This is a genomic window from Amycolatopsis mongoliensis (assembly GCF_030285665.1).
Classification (GTDB): domain Bacteria; phylum Actinomycetota; class Actinomycetes; order Mycobacteriales; family Pseudonocardiaceae; genus Amycolatopsis; species Amycolatopsis mongoliensis.
On record NZ_CP127295.1, the window covers coordinates 1,360,551 to 1,382,091 of the forward strand.

21 protein-coding genes are annotated in these 21,541 nt (G+C 71.7%); 10 read left to right on the plus strand and 11 right to left on the minus strand.

What is annotated here, in order from left to right:
- Positions 1–72 precede the first annotated feature (72 nt).
- The 3 genes from QRX60_RS06300 to QRX60_RS06310 form a co-directional block, all read right to left on the minus strand.
- On the minus strand, positions 73–498 hold the full coding sequence (locus QRX60_RS06300) for a hypothetical protein (RefSeq protein ID WP_285999855.1): 426 nt from the start codon (positions 496–498) through the stop codon (positions 73–75).
- A gap of 68 nt (positions 499–566) precedes the next feature.
- Positions 567–1,508: an esterase/lipase family protein gene (locus QRX60_RS06305; protein WP_285999856.1), complete on the minus strand. Its 942-nt coding sequence runs from the start codon at positions 1,506–1,508 to the stop codon at positions 567–569.
- A gap of 322 nt (positions 1,509–1,830) precedes the next feature.
- Positions 1,831–2,988, minus strand: a complete 1,158-nt coding sequence (locus QRX60_RS06310; protein WP_285999857.1) for an acyl-CoA dehydrogenase family protein — start codon at positions 2,986–2,988, stop codon at positions 1,831–1,833.
- Positions 2,989–3,103: 115 nt separating this feature from the next.
- On the opposite strand from QRX60_RS06310, the gene QRX60_RS06315 reads away from it, so the two are divergent.
- On the plus strand, positions 3,104–4,780 hold the full coding sequence (locus QRX60_RS06315) for a class I adenylate-forming enzyme family protein (protein ID WP_285999858.1): 1,677 nt from the start codon (positions 3,104–3,106) through the stop codon (positions 4,778–4,780).
- On the opposite strand, the gene QRX60_RS06320 is transcribed toward QRX60_RS06315, so the two are convergent.
- A complete protein-coding gene (locus QRX60_RS06320) occupies positions 4,745–5,782 on the minus strand; it encodes an Lrp/AsnC family transcriptional regulator (protein WP_285999859.1) in 1,038 nt (345 codons plus the stop codon). The two genes, QRX60_RS06315 and QRX60_RS06320, sit on opposite strands and share 36 nt — an antisense overlap.
- A gap of 104 nt (positions 5,783–5,886) precedes the next feature.
- Between QRX60_RS06320 and QRX60_RS06325 the strand changes: the two genes are divergently transcribed.
- Complete coding sequence (locus QRX60_RS06325; RefSeq protein WP_285999860.1) at positions 5,887–6,576, plus strand: SDR family NAD(P)-dependent oxidoreductase; 690 nt, start codon at positions 5,887–5,889, stop codon at positions 6,574–6,576.
- A 3-nt stretch (positions 6,577–6,579) separates the two neighbouring features.
- Here QRX60_RS06325 and purE read toward each other — a convergent pair whose 3' ends face one another.
- The 5 genes from purE to QRX60_RS06350 form a co-directional block, all read right to left on the minus strand.
- On the minus strand, positions 6,580–7,077 hold the full coding sequence (gene purE, locus QRX60_RS06330) for a 5-(carboxyamino)imidazole ribonucleotide mutase (protein WP_285999861.1): 498 nt from the start codon (positions 7,075–7,077) through the stop codon (positions 6,580–6,582).
- Between the two features lie 10 nt (positions 7,078–7,087).
- Positions 7,088–8,272, minus strand: coding sequence for a 5-(carboxyamino)imidazole ribonucleotide synthase (locus tag QRX60_RS06335; protein WP_285999862.1), 1,185 nt, complete (start codon positions 8,270–8,272; stop codon positions 7,088–7,090).
- A gap of 12 nt (positions 8,273–8,284) precedes the next feature.
- Positions 8,285–9,532, minus strand: coding sequence for a glycosyltransferase 87 family protein (locus tag QRX60_RS06340; protein ID WP_285999863.1), 1,248 nt, complete (start codon positions 9,530–9,532; stop codon positions 8,285–8,287).
- Positions 9,507–10,856: a glycosyltransferase 87 family protein gene (locus tag QRX60_RS06345; RefSeq protein WP_285999864.1), complete on the minus strand. Its 1,350-nt coding sequence runs from the start codon at positions 10,854–10,856 to the stop codon at positions 9,507–9,509. The genes QRX60_RS06340 and QRX60_RS06345 overlap by 26 nt, the downstream gene beginning before the upstream one ends.
- 71 nt (positions 10,857–10,927) lie before the next feature.
- Entirely contained in the window at positions 10,928–11,761 is an 834-nt protein-coding gene (locus QRX60_RS06350; RefSeq protein ID WP_285999865.1) for a GGDEF domain-containing protein, read from the minus strand.
- 269 nt (positions 11,762–12,030) lie between these two features.
- Between QRX60_RS06350 and QRX60_RS06355 the strand changes: the two genes are divergently transcribed.
- The 8 genes from QRX60_RS06355 (at position 12,031) to QRX60_RS06390 (ending at position 19,531) form a co-directional block, all read left to right on the plus strand.
- Positions 12,031–14,208 carry a sigma-70 family RNA polymerase sigma factor gene (locus tag QRX60_RS06355; protein WP_285999866.1) on the plus strand — a complete coding sequence of 726 codons (2,178 nt, stop codon included), beginning with the start codon at positions 12,031–12,033 and terminating at the stop codon, positions 14,206–14,208.
- Between the two features lie 10 nt (positions 14,209–14,218).
- Positions 14,219–14,716: a GtrA family protein gene (locus QRX60_RS06360; RefSeq protein ID WP_285999867.1), complete on the plus strand. Its 498-nt coding sequence runs from the start codon at positions 14,219–14,221 to the stop codon at positions 14,714–14,716.
- A gap of 38 nt (positions 14,717–14,754) precedes the next feature.
- A complete protein-coding gene (locus tag QRX60_RS06365) occupies positions 14,755–15,282 on the plus strand; it encodes a GtrA family protein (RefSeq protein ID WP_285999868.1) in 528 nt (175 codons plus the stop codon).
- A gap of 270 nt (positions 15,283–15,552) precedes the next feature.
- Positions 15,553–16,851: an MFS transporter gene (locus QRX60_RS06370; protein WP_285999869.1), complete on the plus strand. Its 1,299-nt coding sequence runs from the start codon at positions 15,553–15,555 to the stop codon at positions 16,849–16,851.
- A 10-nt stretch (positions 16,852–16,861) separates the two neighbouring features.
- Positions 16,862–17,716, plus strand: a complete 855-nt coding sequence (locus tag QRX60_RS06375) for an NAD(P)H-binding protein (protein WP_285999870.1) — start codon at positions 16,862–16,864, stop codon at positions 17,714–17,716.
- Between the two features lie 16 nt (positions 17,717–17,732).
- A complete protein-coding gene (locus QRX60_RS06380; protein WP_285999871.1) occupies positions 17,733–18,383 on the plus strand; it encodes a response regulator in 651 nt (216 codons plus the stop codon).
- Between the two features lie 119 nt (positions 18,384–18,502).
- A complete protein-coding gene (locus tag QRX60_RS06385; RefSeq protein ID WP_286003517.1) occupies positions 18,503–19,135 on the plus strand; it encodes a response regulator transcription factor in 633 nt (210 codons plus the stop codon).
- A 3-nt stretch (positions 19,136–19,138) separates the two neighbouring features.
- A complete protein-coding gene (locus QRX60_RS06390; RefSeq protein WP_285999872.1) occupies positions 19,139–19,531 on the plus strand; it encodes a hypothetical protein in 393 nt (130 codons plus the stop codon).
- Here the strand turns inward: QRX60_RS06390 and QRX60_RS06395 are convergent.
- Both QRX60_RS06395 and QRX60_RS06400 read right to left on the minus strand, forming a co-directional pair.
- Complete coding sequence (locus QRX60_RS06395; protein ID WP_285999873.1) at positions 19,528–20,811, minus strand: ATP-binding protein; 1,284 nt, start codon at positions 20,809–20,811, stop codon at positions 19,528–19,530. The two genes, QRX60_RS06390 and QRX60_RS06395, sit on opposite strands and share 4 nt — an antisense overlap.
- Positions 20,812–20,814: 3 nt before the next feature.
- Complete coding sequence (locus QRX60_RS06400) at positions 20,815–21,510, minus strand: response regulator transcription factor (protein ID WP_284748517.1); 696 nt, start codon at positions 21,508–21,510, stop codon at positions 20,815–20,817.
- Between the last annotated feature and the right edge of the window lie 31 nt (positions 21,511–21,541).

Consider the following 21,541-nt stretch of genomic DNA (forward strand, 5'->3'; position numbering starts at 1 on the left):
GTGCCGGCCCGATTGCGACATGGATGCGCGACCGGTCGACTCCTGGTCGGAGTCGGCGGCGTACCCCGGACCCTAGGCGGGCCGGCGGCGGGCCTCGTCGAGCCCGGTCCAGCCCCCGTTGGCCGCGAGCAGCCTCAGCACCTGCTCCGCTTGCTCGGCGAAGCGCGCGAGGTCGTCGTGCAGCAGGGCCGCGCGTTCGCTGTCGAGCTGGTCGAAGTCGTCCCACCACAGCCCGATCGCCGTGCTCGCCGTGACGACGAGTCCCTGGACGAGGCGCCGGAACCCGGGCGACGGCTCTGCCGCGCTCTCGCGGTACGCCGTCTCGATGTCGTCACACGCGGTCAAGAGTTCCCGCAGCCGGCGGACGGCATCCGCCGGGGTGCCATCCCAGGCGGCCGTCGGCCAGGCGCGGTCGGACAGCTCGAGCCACAGCCGCCAGCCGGCGACCAGCTCGGCTTCGTCGTGGGGCGTCCAGGACGCCGGAACCGGCCAGTACATGCTTCGAGCGTGACACCGCCGGAGCGGAAATCCGCCCCGGCGGTGGGTTATGTCTCATGTGGCGAAGGTCAGCCGATCTGCCCGCTGATCACGGGCGGCACCGGCACGCAGGGCGGCGTCTTGGCGTGGGCCGGGTCGAGCGCGTTGAGCACCAGCCCCTCGGCGACGGGGTCGTAGGTGATGCCGAGGTGGTCGGTGAAGTCGAGCCCGCAGACGTTCTGCAGCAGGATGTTCTTGACGTTCGGCTTCGGCGCGAGGAAGGCACTGGTGTAGGGCGTCACGACGTCGTCGTAGCGGGTCTGGATGACGGTGTACTGGATGCCGTCGACGGTTTCGCCGCCGGCGTTGAGGTCGGTGAGGAAGGCCGAGCCGACGGCCTGCTCGTTGCACGCCTGGCAGACGGTCCCGAGTGCGGCCGGGACGCCGGGGATCATTTCGAGCGTGCTGAGCAGCCCGAAGAGGTCGGTCCCGTGGTTGGACGGCGACAGCCCGACGAGCCGGCTGATCTTGTCGGCACCGCCGAGGTACTTGATCCAGTACCGGACGTTCATCCCGCCCTGCGAGTGCCCGACGACGTCGAGCTTCTTGGCGCCGGTCGCCTGGAGGACCTTGTCCCCGAAGGCGGCAAGCGCTTTCGTGGTGTCGGCGACGGGCCCGACGGTCTGCAGGAAGCTCCCGGGCGCCCCGCCGAAGTTGCCGGCGAAGACGCAGTAGCCGGCGTTGGCGAGCTTCTGCGAGAGGTTGGCCCAGTTCTCGTAGGCGTTGGCGGTGGTGCCGTTGGAGAGCAGCACGGGGTTGGGGTGCTGGTCGCTGGGCTTGCAGTTCCAGTCGTTCGCCCCGGGTGGCGCGATGGTCGGTGCGCCGAGTGAGTAGAGGGCGGCCGTGAGGATGTTGGGCTGCACGGGCCCGGTGGGTTCCTTTTCGGCTGCCTGGCCCGTCCCGGCCCCCAGCACGAGTGCGGTCATCGTGGCGGCGGCCGCCGTGAGCCACCTGCGCGTCGTTGCGCCCATCCGTTTCACCTCTCTGTGAACCGATGGTGATCCGCGTCACCGATGAGTTAACGCGCGGGTAACTTGTCCGGTCACTCCCCCTGGTGAGTGATTTTCTGTCGGCGGTTGACCTGCTATGAGTGACACGGAACCGCCTGAGTGGCACTCATGGGGATGACAAAAGTTCCGAGAGCGACCTCGCCGTCAAGAGGGCTGGGCGCGGGTAGCCAGGTTTTCCGACTCGGGGGCCTGGCTCGTCTCGGGCCGGCGGTTTGCCCCCGACACACGAAACGGCCCCCGGCGCGGTGGTCGCGCCGGGGGCCGTCGGGTCGGGTACGCCTGGTCAGCCCTTGAGCAGGGCCCGGGCCATGACGACCTTCTGGATCTGGTTGGTGCCTTCGTAGATCTGCGTGATCTTCGCGTCGCGCATCATGCGCTCCACCGGGAAGTCGCGGGTGTAGCCGGCGCCGCCGAACAGCTGGACCGCGTCCGTCGTCACCTCCATGGCGATGTCGGACGCGTACGTCTTCGCCGCCGAGGCCATGAAACCCGCGCGCTTGTCGCCGCGCTCGGATGCCGCCGCCGAGGCGTACACCAGGTGGCGGGCCGCCTCGATCTTGGTGCCCATGTCGGCCAGCATGAACTGGACGCCCTGGAACTCGGCGATCGACTTGCCGAACTGCTTGCGGTCCTTCACGTACGCCACCGCCGCGTCGAGCGCGCCCTGGGCGATGCCCAGCGCCTGTGCGCCGATCGTCGGGCGGGTGTGGTCCAGCGTGCGCAGCGCCGTCTTCAGACCGGTGCCGGGCTCGCCGATGATGCGGTCCTCGGGGATCGTGCAGTTCTCGAAGTAGATCTCGCGCGTCGGGGAGCCCTTGATGCCGAGCTTCTTCTCCTTCGGGCCCACCGAGAAGCCCGGGTCGTCCTTGTGCACGACGAACGCCGAGATGCCGTTGGCCTTCTTCTCCGCGTCGGGGTCGGTCACGGCCATCACGGTGTACCAGGACGACTCGCCCGCGTTGGTGATCCAGCACTTGGTGCCGTTGAGCACCCAGTGGTCGCCGTCGAGCCGGGCGCGCGCCCGCATCGACGCCGTGTCCGAGCCCGCTTCGCGCTCCGAAAGCGCGTACGACGCCGAAGCCTCGCCCGACGCGATCGACGGCAGCACCAGCTTCTTCACGCTCTCCGAGCCGGACAGGATGATCGGCTGCGTGCCGAGCTTGTTGACCGCCGGGATCAGCGACGCCGACGCGTCGACCCGCGCGACCTCTTCGATCACGATGCAGGCGCCCACGGCGTCCGCGCCCTGGCCGTCGTACTCCTCGCCGATGTGAACGGCGTTGAACCCGGACTTGACCAGCGCGTTGTACGCCTCGATCGGGTAGCGCTCGTTCTCGTCGACCTCGGCCGCGTACGGCGCGATCTCCTTCTCGGCCAGGGCCCGGACCGCGGCCCGCAGCTCCTCGTGCTCCTCGGCAAGCTGGTACAGGCCGTCGGTCACTTCCGGTCACCTTCTCTACGACGTCGGGAGAGTTCCATCGATGTTAGCGCTCGTTCACTGCGCGCGTCCGCCCTCGTCCTTGTGTCGTTGACCGCAGAACTCGTACCGTCGGGTGATGCCGCTCACCGCGCCGACGACGCCGCCCGGTTTGCCCGCCTCCCTCGACTACCCCGAAGTCCCCGTCGGTTCGCTCATCGCCGCGGGCGCCGCCCGCTGGGGTGACCGGACCGCCTTCGCCCACGACGGCCGCAGCCTCACCTTCACCGAGACCTACCGCGCGGCCTGCCGCTTCGCCCACGCACTGCGGGCGCAGGGCGTGGGCCGCGGCGACGTCGTGGCGCTGCACCTGCCGAACTGCCTGGCCTTCCCGGTCGCCTACTACGGCACGCTGCTGGCCGGGGCGACCTTCAGCCCGGCCAACCCGCTGCTCCCGCCGGACGACCTCGCCTTCCAGCTCGCCGACTGCGAGGCCGCCGCCGTCGTGACGTTCGGCCCGGTCGCGGGCGCGCTGGCGAGCGTCGCCGACCGGATCCCGGCGCGGCTCACCGTCGTCGTCGACCCCACCGGCGACCTGCCCGAGGGCGGCTTCGAGTTCGAGGCGTTCCAGGCCGGCCGGCCGGAGACGCGCCCCGAGGCCGACACAGCGATCCACGAGGACCTCGCGCACCTCGCCTACACCGGCGGCACCACCGGCCGCTCGAAGGGCGTGCGGCTGTCGCACCGCAACGTCGTGATCAACACCCTGCAGCACGCGTGCTGGGGCAGCGGCTCGGTGCCGGCGCTCGACGAGCACGGCGACATCACCCTCGACCAGGTCGGCAGCGAGGACGAGTGGCCGACGCGCCTGGGCACCGGCGTCGCGATCAACCTGACACCGTGGTTCCACGCGATGGGCATCATCGGCGGCCTGAACGCAGCGGTGATCGCCGGCACGACGATCGTCCTGCACTCGCGCTTCGACCCGCCGGCCTACGTCGCCGACGCCGAGCGGCTGCGCATCACCGGCATCGGCGGCGCGCCCGCGCTGTTCGCCGCGCTGCTCGCGACACCGTCGTTCCACACCGCGGACCTCTCGTCGGTGCGCTCGATCGGCTCGGGGGCCGCGCCGATGAACCACGCGATGATCACCGCGCTGCGCGAGCGGTTCCCGGGCGTGGTGGTCACCGAGGGCTACGGCCTCACCGAGGCGACCATGGGCGCGGTCATCTCCCCGACGTACCGCTCGGGCACGCGCAAGGTCGGCTCGGTCGGCGTGCCGATCTTCGACACCGAGGTCAAGGTCGTCCCGGCCGAGGGCGGCGAAGACCCGCTCCCGGCGGGCGAGAAGGGCGAGGTCTGCCTGCGCGGGCCGCAGATCATGCTCGGCTACCGCAACCGCCCGGAGGAGACGGCGGCCGCCCTGGTCGACGGCTGGCTCCACACCGGCGACGTCGGCATCCTCGACGCGGACGGCTACCTGTCCATCGTGGACCGCAAGAAGGACATGCTGCTGTACAAGGGGTACAACGTCTTTCCCCGCGAGCTCGAGGAGCTGCTGATCACGATGCCCGGCGTCGCGGCGGCGGCCGTGGTGGGCCGGCCCGACACCGACGTCGGCGAGCTCCCGGTCGCGTTCGTGGTGCCGCGCGGGGACCTCGACCCGGCCGAGCTGATGGCCGCGGTCAACGAGAAGGTGCTGCCCTACAAGCGGTTGCGGGAGGTGCGCGTGGTCGAGCAGATCCCTGTGTCGGCCGCCGGGAAGGTGCTCAAGCGGGAGCTACGGCAGCAGCTGATCGGCGAACTGCCCGGCTAGCCGGTCGCCGGACAGGAGCGTGCCGGCCTGCTTGACGTGCTTGAGCAGCGGGGAGACCTCCAGGCTCTGCAGCCCGGGCAGCGAGCCGATCCGGTCCGAAGTGAACTCGAACAGTTCGTCGAGGTCCCGGCAGTGCGCGACGGCGTGGACGTTGTGCGGCCCGGAAACCGCCGCGGCGAAGGCGATTTCGGGTTCCCGCGCGAGCGTGCGCCCGACGTCCTTGACCGCCGCCGGGTGCACGCGCAGCCAGAGGTTCGCCCGGGCGTGGTAGCCCAGCGCCGCGGCAGCGATCTCGACGTCGATGTGGACGACGCGCCGCCGCAGCAGCGCCTCCAGCCGGCGCGAGGCGCGGCCGGGCGTCAGGCCGGCCGCCGCGGCGAGGTCGACCAGGGCGGCGCGGCCGTCCGTGGCCAGGACGTCGAGCAGCTTCTCGTCTTCGGCGGTGAGCCGCACGGGCTCGCGGGCCACGACCGGGGCTTCCGTGAACGGCGCCCCTTCGCTCCCGAGCATCGTCTCCTGCTCGGGAGTCAGCGTGCCCCGCAGCGCGGCCCAGTAGTGCCCGCGGCCGCCGACGAACTGGCGCAGCATCGCGGACGCGTGGATGTCGAGGACGGCCGCGGTCCGCGGCAGCTGCTGACCGAGCAGGTCGTCCCGCTCCTGCCGGGTCCGGGACCGGATCGCGAACCCGATCTCGGAGCCCCCGGCGCAGAGCCCCACCCAGCTGACGTCGTCGCGCTTGGCGAGGGCGTCGGCGATCGCCGCGACGCTCCCGGGACGGCACCGCAGCCGCACCAGCCACTTGCTCTGGCCCAGCGCCCCCGGGTCGACGATGCCGGCGACGCGCAGGACGCCCTCGGCCCGAAGCCGCCGATAGCGACGGCCGACCGCGTTCTCGGTGACGCCGAGCACGGCCGCGATCGCCGCGAACGAGGCCCGCGGAGCGACCTGGAGCGCGCGGATGAGACGCACGTCGTCGGGCTGCACAGTGACGGATTCGGCCATCGACGCTCCTCTGATCGAGGCAATCCTACAAATCAGCCCTTAGGACGGGCGCGATCGACGGCCGCGCGGACAGACTCGGAGCGCACCCGACCGAAGGAACAGACATGAACACCGCCCTCATCATCGGGGCCTCGCGCGGACTCGGTCACGCGATCGCCACCGAACTCTCCGACCGCGGCTGGCACGTGATCGGCACGGTCCGCGACCCGGACGCCCGGACGCCCCTGCACGACCTGGCCGACGTCTCGGACGGCCGGGTCGAGGTCGAGCACCTCGACATCACCGAGCCCGACCAGCTGCCGCCCCTGCGCGCACGGCTCGCCGGCCGCCGGCTCGACCTGCTCTTCGTCAACGCGGGCACCACGAACAACCCCGGGACACCGATCGGCGAGGTGTCCAGCGCCGATTTCGTCGACGTCATGGTCACCAACGCGCTCAGCCCGATGCGCGTCATCGAGGCGCTCCAGGACCTCGTGCCCACCGACGGGCTCATCGGCGCGATGTCGTCCGGGCAGGGCAGCATCACGAACAACACGGCCGGCTCGCGCGAGGTCTACCGCGGCAGCAAAGCGGCGCTGAACATGTTCATGCGCAGCTTCGCGGCGCGGCAGGCCGAGACCGGGCGCGCGCTGGTCCTCGTGGCACCCGGCTGGATCCGCACCGCCCTGGGCGGGCCGGACGCGCCGTTCACCATGGCGGAAACCGTGCCGAAGGTGGTCGACGTCCTGCTCGCGAAGCGGGGCCGCCCCGGCCTCGAGTTCCTGGACCGCGAGGGCAAGACCGTGCCGTGGTGACCGCTAGTGGCCGGTCTTCGCCCGCAGGGCCGCGTCCTTGTCCAGGACCAGCTTCTCCAGGTCCTGCTGGAAGGTCGCCATCTTCGAGCGCAGGCCCTCGTCGGACGCCGCCAGGATCCGGACCGCCAGCAGGCCCGCGTTGCGCGCGCCGCCCACCGAGACCGTCGCCACCGGGACACCCGCCGGCATCTGGACGATCGACAGCAGCGAGTCCAGGCCGTCCAGGTACTTCAGCGGGACCGGGACGCCGATCACCGGCAGCACCGTCGCCGAGGCGACCATGCCCGGCAGGTGGGCCGCGCCACCCGCGCCCGCGATGATCACGCGGATGCCGCGCGCCACCGCCGACGTCGCGTAGTCCAGCATGCGCTGCGGGGTGCGGTGCGCCGAGTAGACGCCGACCTCGTACTCGACGCCGAACTCGTCCAGCGCCGCACCGGCCGCCTCGAGGGTCGGCCAGTCCGAGTCGCTGCCCATGATCACGCCCACCTGCGGCGCCATACCTGATCTCCTAGTGGATTTCGTAGCCGTCGAGCCAGACGGCGTGGGACAGCCAGTGCGCCGAGAGCAGCGCGCGGTTGCGCAGGTCGTCCATGCGGTCGCCGGTGAAGTTGACGTGCCCGAGCTTGCGCCCCGGCCGCTCCTGCTTGCCGTAGAGGTGCACCCGCACCTCCGGGTACCGGGCGAACAGGTGGTGCAGCCGCTCGTCCGGCCCCATCTCGGGCAGCTCCGGCGCGCCCAGCACGTTCGCCATCACGCACGCCGGCGCGATCAGGTCCGTCCGGCCCAGCGGGTAGTCGAGCACCGCCCGCAGGTGCTGCTCGAACTGCGACGTGCGCGCACCGTCCATGGTCCAGTGCCCGGAGTTGTGCGGGCGCATCGCGAGCTCGTTGACCAGCAGGCCGGTGTCCGTCTCGAACAGCTCCACCGCCAGCAGGCCGGTGACGTCCAGCGTCGACGCGATCCGCAGTGCGAGGTCCTGCGCCTCGTGCACCCGCTCGGGCGACAGCCCCGGCGCCGGGGCCAGCACCTCGGTGTTGATGCCGCCGGTCTGCACCGTCTCGACCACCGGATAGGCCGCGCCCTGGCCGAAGGGCGAGCGGGCGACGAGCGCGGCCAGCTCCCGCCGCATCGCCACCTTCTCCTCGACGAGCAGCGCCGTGCCTGCCTCCAGCAGCTCCGGCACGGTTTCGCGCGCGTGCCGCGCGGTGTCCAGCATCCAGACACCGCGGCCGTCGTACCCGCCGGTCGACGCCTTGAGCACCACCGGCCAGCCGTGCTCGCCGCCGAACTTCACCACGTCGTCCACAGTGGACACCTCGGTGAAGGCCGGGCCCGGCACGCCGAGGCCCGCCATCATCTCGCGCATCACCAGCTTGTTCTGCGCGAAGCCCAGCGCTGACGGAGCCGGCCGGATGACGTAGCCCTCCATCGCCAGCGTCAGCAGGTGCTCACCCGGCACGTGCTCGTGGTCGAACGTGACCACGTCGACCGACGCCGCGAACTTCCGCAGCGCGTCGAGGTCGGTGTGGTGCCCCAGCACGACGTCGCCCGCGACGAGCCCCGCGGCTTCGTTCTCCCCCGCCGCGAGCACGCGCAGGGACTGGCCGAGGGAGATCGCCGCCTGGTGGGTCATCCGGGCCAGCTGGCCGCCGCCCACCATGCCCACGACGGGCAGACCGGTGTTTTTGTCCATAGCCCGCTCAGACTAAACGGTGACGACCTGCGGTGACCGCCGGACCAGGCGTAGCTCACGCGCCGCCAGGCCGAGGATCCCGCCCGCCGCCGCGAGGACGTAGACGTTGCCGAGGACCGACCAGCCCAGCCCCCAGCCGAACTCCGTGTCGCCGCCGTTGGGCACCAGCATCACGATCTGCGAGACGAACAGCAGCGCGACCGCCGCCGCGGCCCACCACCGCGCCTTCACCACCAGCAGCGTGAGCAAGGGCACGCACCAGACCCAGTGGTGCGACCACGACACCGGTGACAGGAGGAGCCCATAGAACGCCGTCACGAGCAACGCGGCCGCGTCTTCTCCACGCCGGCGCAGCCGCACGACCAGCCACACCGCCGGGACCGCGAGCACCGCCGCCACCCCGACCGCCACCGCCAGCGACCAGGGCGCGAGGTGGGTGGCCCGGTTGACCAGCCCGTTGAGCGACTGGTTGAAGATCCAGTGCACCGACCCGACCCGGCTCGGGTCGGTCGCCGAATCCCGCCAGAACCGCGCCGCGTCGACCGGGATGACCGCGAACATCACCGCTTCGAGCACCACGAAGGTGCCCAGGGCCCGCAGCCCGTCCTTCCACCTCCCCGTGAAGAACAGGTGCGGCACGAAGATCAGCGGGGTCAGCTTGATCGCCGCCGCCACGCCGATCAGCACACCCGCCCACCGGCGGCCCGAGGCACGCTTTCCCGCCGAGGGCCCATCAGCACTGTCGCGCGCGGACAGCACCAGGACGTCCAGCACCACGAACGCCATCAGTATCAAGTTGATCTGACCCAGGAACAGCGTCTTCCACACCGGTTCCAGCGCCAGCGCGATGGCCGTTCCCGCCGGCAGCGCCCACCAGCTTCTTCCCAGAAGCGACGAGCCCCCCGGCGACGACGAAACCACCGTGATCACGACCATAAGGGCGACCACCGACAAAAACGCGATCACGCCCCAGACCAGGCCGGACGGCACCAGCGCGAGCGGCAGGAACAGCGGCGCGGCGGCCGGCGTGTAGGTGAACGGCAGCCGCACCCAGTCGGGCAGCGCGACCAGCACGTCCCGCGTGTAGAGCGGGTCGCCGTGCAGCAGCGTCAGCGCGCCGGCGCGGTACACGGCGCTGTCCGCGCCCAGGTGCCACCCGGCCAGCCAGACGACCACGCCGAGCGCAAGCACGGCCAGCGCGAGAACCCCGGCGAGCACCCGGCCGGTGCGCGCCTCAGACGCCGGTCGCGACGTCGACATGCTCGTCCGGAGCGGCCCTCTTCCGCGCCCGCCGCTGCAGACCCCAGCGCAGGACCAGCGCCGCGGCCAGCACGACCGGCATCAGGATGTAGGCGTCCCCCAGGATGTTCTGCCACACCTTCCAGTGCAGCTCGACGTTGCGGCCGTTGGGCAGGATCAGCAGTACGCAGCTGAGGAACACGAACGCCACCGCGAACGTCCCGACCCAGCGCTTCCACGCCGTCGCCGGGGTGGTCTTCGGCAGCCGTGACACCAGCAGCACGATCAGCGGGACCACCCAGACCCAGTGGTGCGTCCACGAAATCGGCGAGATCAGCAGCGTCCAGAACGCCGTGACCAGCACCGCGGCCAGCGCCTGGCCCTTGCGGTGGAACCGCATGAGCAGCCACAGCGCCGGGATCGCGAGCAGGAACCCGATGCCCATGGCCGCCTTCGACGCCCAGGGCGCGAGGTCGGTGGCCCGGTTCATCAGCGCGTTCAGCGACTGGTTGCCCGCCCAGTGCACCGGCCCGATCCGGCCGGTGTCCGGCAGCGTGATCGTCCAGTACTTCGCCGCGTCGTGGGCGTTGACGAGGAACATCAGGCCCTGCAGGACGACGAACGTCGCGAAGCCGCGCAGCGCGTCCTTGCGGCGGCCGGTGATGAACAGGTGCCCGATGAACACCAGCGGCGTCAGCTTGATCGCCGCCGCGACACCGACCAGCACGCCGCCCCAGCGGCTCCCCCGCGCGCCGATGACCAGCATGTCCAGCAGGATCATGGCCATCAGGATCAGGTTGATCTGGCCGAGGAAGATCGTCCGCCACACCGGCTCGAGGCCGAGGAAGACCAGGAAGAACACGATGGTCGAGCGGGCGGGCGAGGCCCACCACCGCGGCCCGTCGTCGGCCGGGCGGGGCAGCGCGCCGATCGCGATCCGGATCGAGAGCGCCATCGCTGCCAGCGAGACGGCGGTGATCAGGCCCCAGGAGATCTGCGTCGGGAACGCGGCGAGCGGCACGAAGATCAGCGCCGCCGTCGGCGGGTAGGTGAACGGCAGCAGCGCCCACCACGGCTCGGGGGCCAGCGTGTTGGCGTCGTAGAGGGAATCGCCGTGCAGCAGCGTGAGCGCACCGGCCCGATAGACCGCGCTGTCGACGCCCAGCACCCAGTCGTGCTGCCAGCCGTAGATGCCGTACCCGACCGCGACCAGCGGGATCACCGCGAGAATCAGGATCGACCGCGGGCGGACGGACAGCCGGGCGAGTGACTTCCGCAGGGCCAGGCGGTGGTGCGATCTGGCCGCGACTGCGCCGTCGACGTCGGTGGATACGGTCCGGGTCACCTCACCAGGAAATCATGGCCCGTCCGATCCGGGTCAGAAGGGTCCGGGCGGAAGCGGACTTTTCACGCGTTCTACGCCCGGGCGAGGTGGGCCAGCAGGTCGCAGGCCATTTCGTGGGTGGCCGGCAGACGCACCGCGGACACGCGGGGCCGGCCGGCGTCCGCGAGCTGCGAATCGACGGAAAGCCGTTCGTGCAACGCCCTTCGCAGCGCGACGCCGTGCGAAGCGACCCGCTCGTCCTTCGGGACCAGCGCGGCCACGACGGACGTCCCCAGCGAAGCGACGCTCTGCCCGCTGTCGAAGACCGCCCGCAGCGCGTCCGCGACCAGGATCATCCCGGTCAGCCGGGGGAACCCGGTGACCGTGCTGAGGTCGAGCGAGACGACCAGCAGCACGTGGTCCTCGGCGGCCGGCCGCTCGCGCGCGGCGGCGGCCCGGTAGATCTCGTAGAGCCGGGTGCGCAGGTAGGCGGCCGAGGGCAGGCCGGTCAGCGGGTCGGTGACCTCGGTGTGCACGAGCTGGTCGGTGGCGACGTCGGCCCAGGCCAGCGCGGTGGTCCGGAGCAGCCGGGCCGGCGTGGCGTCGACGTCCGGCGAGACGAACCCGTCGCCGCCGTGGTCGAGCACCGCGTGCAGCGCGGCCAGGTCGGCGAGGGTTTCCGCGAGCCCCGCGCCCGCCGCCGCCCGGGCCCGGGCCAGCCCGGCCAGCGCGGTCTCGGCGGCTTCGGCACCACCCTTGGCCATCACGGCCGCGCAGACGGCGTCGACCTCGGGCAGCGCCCAGTCGCTCGGGAACCGCCAGCCGGCGGCCAGGCTGGCGGTGCGCCAGCGGGCACGCAGCGTGCGCAGCGCGCGGTCGGAGAGCGGGGCGTCACCGGGACCGGAGCGCGTAGCCGGAACGTCCACTGGCGGCCTGCCCCTTTCGTCCGGTCGGTGTCGATCTTGCTCGGTGCTTCACGGTGAGGACGTGCCTCGCCGGACCCCGTGACGCGTACTCGCGAGTTTTGTTAAGAAGCTTTTCCACGCCGCGACCCGGGGGCGGGTGATTTTGCTCCGCCGACGGAGTCAACACCCCGACCACGACGTGACGGCCCGGGGTGGGTCAGTCACACTTGTCTCGCGTCGCGGACCCGCCTGTAATGGCAGGTCCTGGCCTTAACCGACCGAGGAGTGCCGTGTCCACCGTTCCCGCCGATCTCAGCGGAAAGAGTGACGCCGAGCTGATCGCCGAGGTCCGCGCCGGGAAGATCGAGTCGTACGGGCCGCTTTACGAGCGCCACACCGGCGCGGCGCACAACCTCGCTCGTCAGCTGGCCCGTTCGAGCTCGGAAGCCGACGACCTGGTGTCCGAGGCGTTCGCCAAAGTGCTCGACACGCTGCGTGGCGGCAAGGGGCCGGACACAGCCTTCCGGGCCTACCTGCTGACTGCGCTGCGTCACACCGCCTACGACCGCACGCGCAAGGAACGCCGGGTCGACCTCAACGAGGACATGACCGACGTCTCGGCCGAGGCGCTGACCGTGCCGTTCTCCGACACCGCCGTCGCCGGGCTCGAGCGGACGATGGCCGCCAAGGCGTTCGCGCGGCTGCCCGAACGCTGGCAGGCGGTGCTCTGGCACACCGAGATCGAGCAGCAGAGCCCGGCCGAGGTCGCGCCGCTGCTGGGGCTGACCGCGAACGGCGTCTCCGCGCTGGCCTACCGCGCCCGCGAGGGGCTGCGCCAGGCGTACCTGCAGGTCCACCTGCAGGAGAACGCCGAGGAACGCTGCCGCGCCTGTGCCGAGCGGCTCGGCGCGTGGACCCGCGACGGGTTGTCCAAGCGGGAACGCGCCCAGGTCGAGAACCACCTCGACGAGTGCGAGAACTGCCGGGCGCTGGCCGCGGAGCTCGCCGACGTCAACGGCGGGCTGCGCGCGATCATCGCCCCGATCGTCCTGGGCGGCGCGGCGCTCGGCTACCTCGCCACCATCGGCGCGGCCAAGGCGAGCGCGGCCACCGCGGCGGCTGCTGGTGCGGCCGCCGCCGGTGCTGCCGCGGCCGGGGGCAAGGCAGGCGCGGCCGCGGGCGCCGCGGCCGCCGGACCCCGCCAGTTCGCCGGGGTCGCCGCCTCGGGCACGGCGGTCGTCGCGGCCGTCGTCATCGCGCTCACCGCCGGCGGCGGGGCGCAGGAGATCCCCGTCGCGGCCCAGGTACCGCCACCGGTGGTCCAGCCCGTCAACCCACCGGCACCGAAACCCGCGCCACCGGCACCGCCCGCGCCTCCACAGCCGCCGGCACCACCCGCCGCGCCGCCCGTCGAGCCCGCCCCGCCGCCGGTCGCGCCGCCCGCCCCCGCGCCGCCCCCGGCACCCCCCGCCCCGGCACCGCCGTCGATGTCCGCGACGACCCCGCCGGACGGCGTCGAGCTCAGCCCCGGCGCCGCGACGAACCTGCCCATCACCGTGCGCAACGACGGCGGGAGCGTGTCCGACCCCGTGGCGGTCGCGCTGAAGCTCCCGCCGGGCGTGCACGCGGTCAACGCCGCCGGTGGCGGCGCGCCGATGGCGTTCGCGCAGGACGGCGGCCCGGTCTCGGTGAACTGCCCGGGCGGCGACGGCGTGGTGACGTGCAAGACCGGCGCCGGCCTGCAGCCCGGCCAGAGCGCGACGCTGAACTTCCGCCTCCAGGCCGACGACGACGCCGAGGGCGGCACGGTGACCGGGTCGGTGACCGCCGGCGTGCAGATCAACGTCACGGTGAGCGTCAAGGTCACCGTGAAGCAGCCGCCGGACGCGGTGGTCCTGGAGGCGCAGGGCGACGGGCTCTCGGCGTTCCCGTGGACCCGCAACCCGCTGGTCTACGTGCGGGTCCGCAACACCGGCGAGACGACCAAGCCGGTCACGGTCACCTTCGACCACCCGCTGTGGCAGTGGTGGAGCCTGCGGGGCTTCCCGTGCACGCCGTCCGGCGAGGGCGCCACCTGCACGACGAAGAGCTCGCTCGCGCCCGGCCAGCACGTCAACCTGTGGGTGCGGCTGAAGGGCCGTCCCGACGACGGGCGCGTGACGATCACCGCGAAGCTCGGCAAGGCGTCGGCGGAGCCGGTGACCGTGGACTTCGGCTGCTACCACCACTGGTGCGGCAAGGACCCGCTGCCGACGACGACCACGCCGACGTCGCCGTCCAAGCCGGCGCCGACCAAGCCGTCCCCGCCGTCGTCCACCCCGCCGGCGACGACCACGAAGACCAAGCCGACGACGTCACCCCCGACGTCGGCGACCACCACGAGCGCGCCGCCGACCCCGGGCACGAAGACCGGTGACCAGCGGCCGACCGTCACCCCCGGGAAGGGATTCGGCTGGCTGACCGGGTAGCGTCCGCGCGGTGCGCGAGCTGCTGAAGAAGCATCGCGAGCTCCTCCGCTTCGCCGTCGTCGGCGGGATCAGCTTCGTGATCACGATGTCCGTCAACTACGGCCTGAAGTTCACCGTGCTGCGGACCCACCCGGTGACGGCGCTGATCGTCGGCGTCCTCGTCGCGACGATCTTCTCCTACGTCGCCAACCGCGAGTGGTCGTTCCGCACCCGCGGCGGCCGGGAGCGGGCGCACGAAGCCGCGTTGTTCTTCCTGATCAGCGGTGTCGCGCTGGGCCTGAACGCGCTGCCGCAGTGGTTCTCGCGGTACGTGCTGGACCTGCAGGCGCCGCGGCTGTCGCCGTTCGGCGTCGAGGTGGCCGACTTCGTCAGCGGGATCGTCATCGGCACGCTGCTGGGGACGGTGTTCCGGTGGTGGGCGTTCAAGAGGTGGGTTTTCCCGGAAGAGGACGCCCGGGTGGTCGAGGTCGCGGATGATCCGGACATTCAGGACCGCAAGGCTGCCTGAACCACAGGTCAACGCGGTGTGCTCCTAGACTGCATGGTGTGACCGTTGTGGAAACCGTGCTCAAGCGCACGCCGGAGCCACTGCGTTCGGTGCTGATCAAGCACCGGGAGCTGCTGAAGTTCGCGATCGTGGGCGGCACGACGTTCCTGGTCGACAACGGCGTCTGGTACGTCCTGAAGCTGTCGGTGCTGGAGTCGAAACCGACGACGGCGAAGGCGATCGCGATCATCGTCGCGACGATCGTGTCGTACATCCTGAACCGCGAGTGGTCGTTCCGCACCCGCGGCGGCCGCGAGCGCCACCACGAGGCCGCGCTGTTCTTCGTGATCAGCGGCGTCGCCGTCGTGGTGAACCTGATCCCGCTGTACGTCTCGCGGTACGTGCTGGACCTGGAGGTCCCGCACGTGACGCGGCTGGTGCAGGAGGTCGCGGACTTCGCGAGCGGGTCGATCATCGGCATGCTGCTGGCGATGTTCTTCCGCTTCTGGGGCTTCAAGAAGTGGGTCTTCCCGGACGAGCTCGGCGAGCGCCGCCGGGACAACGGCGACGTGACCCGCCTGCACTGAACACCCCGAGCTGCCCACCGACTCGAGTGGGCGTCGATCGAAAAGTACTTGTCTTCTGACATGTAGTTGTCTACAGTCATCCTCGTCAGTGTTCCTTCGTGAGGACGCCGTCCGGGTTCGGCCGGGCGAGCGGGACGATTCGAGGTGGTTACCGAGCGCGAAGAGGTCGCACCCGTCCGCGGGTGACGATGGAGCCTTTTCCCGACTCGACGGGACGCGTACTCAGCGCGTCCGCACCTCTCGTCCCTTCTGACGAAACAAGGACCTTCCTTGAGCACAATCGCGCCTCAGCGCGCCCAAAACCCTGCCCTCGCGGGCCTGTTCCTGTCCGTCTTCCTCGCGATGCTCGACGCCCAGGTCGTCGCCACCGCACTCCCCCGGATCGCCGCCGAGTTCGGCGGGACCGGCGCCTACGCCTGGGTCACCACCGCCTACCTGCTCGCCGGAAGCGTCACCGCTCCCCTGTACGGCAAGCTCGGCGACGTCTTCGGCCGCAAACGCGTGCTCCTGGGCGCGCTCGCCCTGTTCCTGCTCGGTTCGCTCGCCTGCGGCCTGGCGCCGTCGGCCGCCACGCTCGTCGCCGGGCGCGTGCTGCAGGGCGCCGGCTCCGGAGGTCTCTTCGTCTCCGTCGGCGCTTCGCTCGGCGAGATGTTCACGCCTCGCGAAGGCGCGAAGTACTTCGGGTGGTTCTCGATCTGCTTCGCCGTCGCGTCGCTCGCCGGCCCGGTCGTCGGCGGTGTGCTCACCGGGCTGGCCGGGTGGCGGTCGATCTTCCTCGTCAACCTGCCCCTCGGCCTGGTCGCCGTCGCGCTCCTCCGGACCCTCGACCTGCCGCGACGACGACGTGAAGCGCCGTTCGACTTCGCCGGCGTCGTCCTGCTCGGCGGGGCGATCACCGGGTTCACCCTGCTCACGCCGTGGTCGATCGGCCTCGGCGCGGCGACGGCCGTCGCGTTCGTCTTCGTCGAACGACGAGCCCCGGCGCCCGTCCTGCCCCTGCGCCTGTTCCGCGACCGGACGTTCACCGTGTCCGTGCTGCTCAGCGTGCTCGCCGGGTTCGCGTTCCTCGGCTCGATCAACTACATCGCCGTCTTCCTGCAGGCCGAGGCCGGCCCGGCGGAAGGCGGGCTGCGGCTGGTCCCGATGACGCTCGCCGTGTCGCTTTCCTCGGTCGTCGCGAGCAAGGTCATCGCCCGCACCGGCGCCTACCGCTGGGCACCACGGCTCAGCATGGCGCTCGGCCTGCTCGCCGTGCTCGGCCTGACCACTCTGGACGAGCACAGCCCGCTCGGGCTGATCCTGCCCTGCCTGGTCGTCTTCGGCCTCGCGGCCGGGCTGAACCTGCAAGTCCTCGCCCTGGCCACGCAGAACACCGCACCGCACGCGGACCGCGGCGCGGTCGCCGCCGGCGTCAACCTCGCCCGCGCGCTCGGCTCGTCTCTCGGCCCGGTCGCGCTCGGCTTCGCCTACAACACCGGCACCCACGGCGTTTTCCTCGCCCTGCTGCCCGTGCTCGCGCTCGCCCTCGTGACGGCGTTCGCGCTCCCCCACGTCCCCCTCCACCGCTAGGAGAACCACGATGATCTTCGTCCTCGGCGCCACCGGCAAGATCGGCCGCGCCCTCGTCCCCGCCCTGCTCGACACCGGCGCTGCCGTCCGCGCCCTGACCCGCGACCCGGCCAAGGCCCGCATCGACTCGCGCGCCGAAGTCGTCCAAGCCGATCTCGACACCGCGGACCTGCCCGCGCTCCTCGACGGCGCGGACCGCGTGTTCGTGCTGACGCAGGGCCACAGCGCCGACCGCGAAGCGGCGATCGCACGGGCCGCTGCCCGAGCGGGCGCCACCCACCTCGTCAAGCTGTCCACCACCGGCGTCCACTTCGGACAGACGGATCCGATCACCCGCGCCCACGCCGAAGCCGAGCAGGCGATCCGCGAAGCCGGGCCGGTGTGGACGATCCTGCGGCCCGGCGCGTTCATGGACAACCGGTTCGCCTGGGTGGGCTCGATCCGCGACGGCAACGCCGTGTACGTGCCCGAAGGCGATCCGGCGTCCGCGCTCGTCCACGTCCGGGACATCGCCGCGGTCGCGACGCTCGCCCTCACGACGTCCGATCACGAAGGCGCGACCTACGAACTCACCGGCGGGGAAGCGCTCACGACCGAACAGCAGGTCGCGACCCTCGCCGGCGCCCTCGGCCGTCCGGTGAAGTACGTCGAAGAGCCCGAAAGCGCCGCGCGCGAACGCATGACGCGGATGTACGGCTGGCCCGTCGAAGCCGTCGACGGCTTCTTCGCGCTGAAGCGGGAGTCCGCCGAACACGAACACGTCGTCTTCGACACCGTCGAACGTCTCCTCGGCCGGCCGCCGCTGACGTTCGCCGATTGGGCGGGTGAGAATGCGGCCGCATTCCCCTACCATTACCGGGGGTGACGGGGGAGGTGACCGGATGGCCAAGAGCCTGCGCGTCCTCGTCGTGGACGACCACCCGCTGTTCCGGTTCGGCGTGTGCACGCTGCTGGACGCCGAGCCGGGCATCGAGATCGTCGGCGAGGCCGCCAGCGGTGCCGCCGCCGTCGACGCCGCGGGCGCGCTGCTCCCGGACGTCGTGGTCATGGACCTGCACCTGCCCGACCTGTCCGGGATCGAGGCGACCCGGCACATCGCGGCCGTGAGCCCGGACACCGGCGTGCTGATGCTGACGATGGCCGACGAGAGCGAGTCGGTCTTCGCGGCGATGCGCGCCGGTGCCCGTGGCTACCTGCTCAAGGACGCCGAGCCGGACGAGATCATCCGCGCCGTCCAGGCGGTCGCGCGGCGGGAGGCCATCTTCGGCCCCGACATCGCGAACCGCGTGCTCGGCTTCTTCAACCAGCCGCCGCCCGCGAGCGAGCCGGTGTTCCCGGAACTGACCGTGCGCGAGCGCGAGGTCCTGTCGCTGATCGCGGCCGGGCACAGCAACGGCGTCATCGCGAACACCCTGTGCCTCAGCCCGAAGACCGTGCGCAACCACATCTCGAACGTCTTCGCCAAGCTCCACGTCGCCGACCGAGCGGAAGCGATCGTGCGGGCCCGGGACGCGGGCCTCGGCCGGTCCTGACGGGCTGCCCGTCCGGGCAACTTCGGGACGCCGGTCCCATGCGCCCGGGACACCCCGGCGGGCATGGTGAAGAGAGTGAGGGGTGGAGCTCTCGCACCGTTCGAGGGGAATGGGTGACGATGTTCGAATCCGACAGGACACCGGTGGTGGTTCGCGCCACCGATCCGATCCTGCACAACGGCGTCTGCATGGCGCTGCGTTCGCGTGACGAGGTCCGGGTCGTGGACGGGGAGACGGGTGACTCGGCCACGGTCGCGCTGCTGGTCGCCGACCGGCTCGACGAGACGATGACCCAGCTGCTGTCCGCGCTGCACCACCAGGGCTTCACCCGCATCGTGCTGATCGCGGGCGAAGTCGACGACAACGAGATCCTCAACGCCGTCGAGCACGGGGTCTGCGCGGTCGCCCGCCGCGCCGACGCCGGGCCGGAGGTTCTCGTCCGGCTGATCAAGGCGGCCGCGGCCGGGGAGGGCGCGCTGCCGCCCGATCTGCTCGGCCGGCTGCTGAACCGGGTTTCCCGCCTGCAGCGCCAGGTGCTCCAGCCGCGTGGCGTGCGCCCGGGCGGGATGAGCAACCGGGAGACGGAGGTGCTCCGGCTCGTCGCAGCGGGGTATTCGACGCAGGAGATCGCCGACGAGCTGTGTTATTCGCAGCGCACGGTGAAGAGCATCCTGCACGACGTGACCAACCGGTTCCAGCTGCGCAACCGTTCGCACGCGGTGGCGTACGCGCTGCGCGAAGGGTTGATCTGACCCGTGATCGCCCAGGTCGACGAAGCACTGTGCCGGCTGCTGCGGCCCCGCCTGCCGGCGGGGACGCAGATCCGGCTCGATCCGCCGAAGCCGGCCTGGCAGACGGAGTCGCAGGTGCGAAGCGTGGAGCTGTTCCTCTTCGCGCTCCGGGGAGAGCGTGCCGCGTCCAGCTGCACGCTCTCCTACCTCGTCACGGCGCGGGCCGGGCAGGTGCGGGAGGAGCACGACCTGCTCGACGCCGCACTGCGGGCCGTTCTCTCCGGTGAAGAGCTGCTGGCGGAAAACGCTTCCCCGATGCGGATGGCTTTGGCCGCAACGGATCCGTCGACGTTGTGGACGAGCCTGGGGATGCCCGCGCGAGCCGGGTTCGTCCTGCAGGTCACGGCCGGCGTCTAACGCGGGACGCGCTCGGCCGGCCAGCGCACTTCGGGAACATCGCTCGGCCGCGGCACCTTCAGGAAGAGACTGAACACCGCCGGCCGCCGGTTCGACAGCTCCAGGCGTCCGCCGTCGGCCTCCACCAGTGCCCGCGCCAGTGCCAGCCCGACGCCGGTGGAGCCGCCGCCGGAGAAGCCCCGCTCGAAGATGTGCGGGGCCAGCTCGTCCGGCACGCCCGGCCCCGTGTCGCTTACCTCGATCACCACCGTGCCCTCGGCGTCGCCGCGGCGGGCGGCCACCGTGACCGTGCCCGAGCCGTGCCGCAGGGCGTTGTCCAGCAGCACCCCGACCACCTCGCGCAGCCGACCCGGGGTCGCGCGCGCCATCAGGCCGTCGGCCACCCGCATCCGCAGATTGCGTCCCTCCGAGCGGAGCAGTTCGCGCCACTCCTGGGCCATTTCCGGCAGCTGCGTCGGCAGGTCGACCGGTTCCGCGCCGACCTCACGGGCCGCCCGGGCCGCCGCCAGCAGCTCGTCGAGGGCCTCGGCGAGCCGGTCGGCCTGTTCCTGGGCCGCCTTCGACTCGTCGGCCACCTCTTCGTCCGGGTGCACGGTGAGCGGCTCCAGCCGCAGCTGCAACGCCGTCAGCCGGCTGCGCAGCTGGTGCGAGACGTCGCCGACGAGCTGGCGCTCCCGCTGCACGAGCTGGGCGAGCGCGGTGCCGGACGCGTCCAGCGCCTCGGCGACCATGTCGAGCTCGCCGACGCCGTAGCGGCTCGGGTCGGGCCGGAAGTCGCCGCCGCCCAGGCGGGACGCGCGCTCGGCGACGTGCCGCAGTGGCTTCGCCAGCCGCCGCGCCGTGGCGATCGCCACCACCGCGCCGGTGCCGATCGACAGCAGCACGAGCAGCACGACGACCAGCGTCACCGTCGTCTGCCGCTCGTGCATCGGGCCCGCCGGGACGGCGATCGCGACCTTGCCGTCGCGAGCCAGGTCGGCCGTCTCGGCGACCGTGTCGGGCCCGGGGTCGTTGCCGTAGCGCTTTTCCTGCTGGTTGGGGACCTGCACGGTGAGGATCCCGTTCGCCGGGACCGCCGCGCGCACCTGGTCGAGGTCGATCTCCTGGCCGTTGGCGATCTCGGTGTCGAGGATCGCCGCGGCCGCGCGGGCGTTCTCGGCGAGCGTCTCGCGGTAGCTCGACTCGATCTGCCAGCTCGCCACGATGCCCAGCGGGATGCCGAGGACCGCCGCGGTGACCGCGACGGCCAGCAGGATGGCCAGCAGGATGCGACGGCGCACGGCTTATTCGGCGTTGAACCGGAAGCCGACGCCGCGGACGGTCGCGATCCGCCGCTCGCCGTCGTGGGTCTTGCTGGTGCGGCCGGCGGCCTCGTCGGCGGCGATGGCGAGCTTCCGCCGCAGCCACGACATGTGCATGTCGAGCGTCTTGGACGTCTTCGACTCGAGGTCGTTCCAGACCTCGGCGAGGATCTCGTCACGGCTGACGACCTGCCCGGCGCGGCTCATCAGCACGCGCAGCAGCTCGAACTCCTTGTTCGCCAGCTGCACCTCGTGCAGGTCGACGGTGACCAGCCGCGCGCCGAGGTCCATCCGCACGCCGCCGGCTTCGAGCACCTCCGGCACCCGGCGGCGCAGCAGCGCGCGGATCCGGGCGAGCAGCTCGGCGAGCCGGAACGGCTTGGCGACGTAGTCGTCGGCGCCCGCGTCCAGGCCCACGACGAAGTCGACCTCGTCGGTGCGGGCGGTGAGCATCAGGACGGGCAGCTCGGTGCCGTTCGCCCGGAGGCGCCGGCAGACCTCGAGACCGTCCATGCCGGGCAGCCCGAGGTCGAGCACGAGCAGGTCGACTTTCTGGGCGGCGGTGGCGTCGAGCACCGAAGGGCCGTCGGTGACGACGTGGATCTCGTATCCCTCACGTTCGAGGGCGCGGGAGAGCGGTTCGGCGATGGCCGGATCGTCTTCGGCAAGTAGGACCATGCTCACCTGGCCAACTCTACGGCGAGGAGGC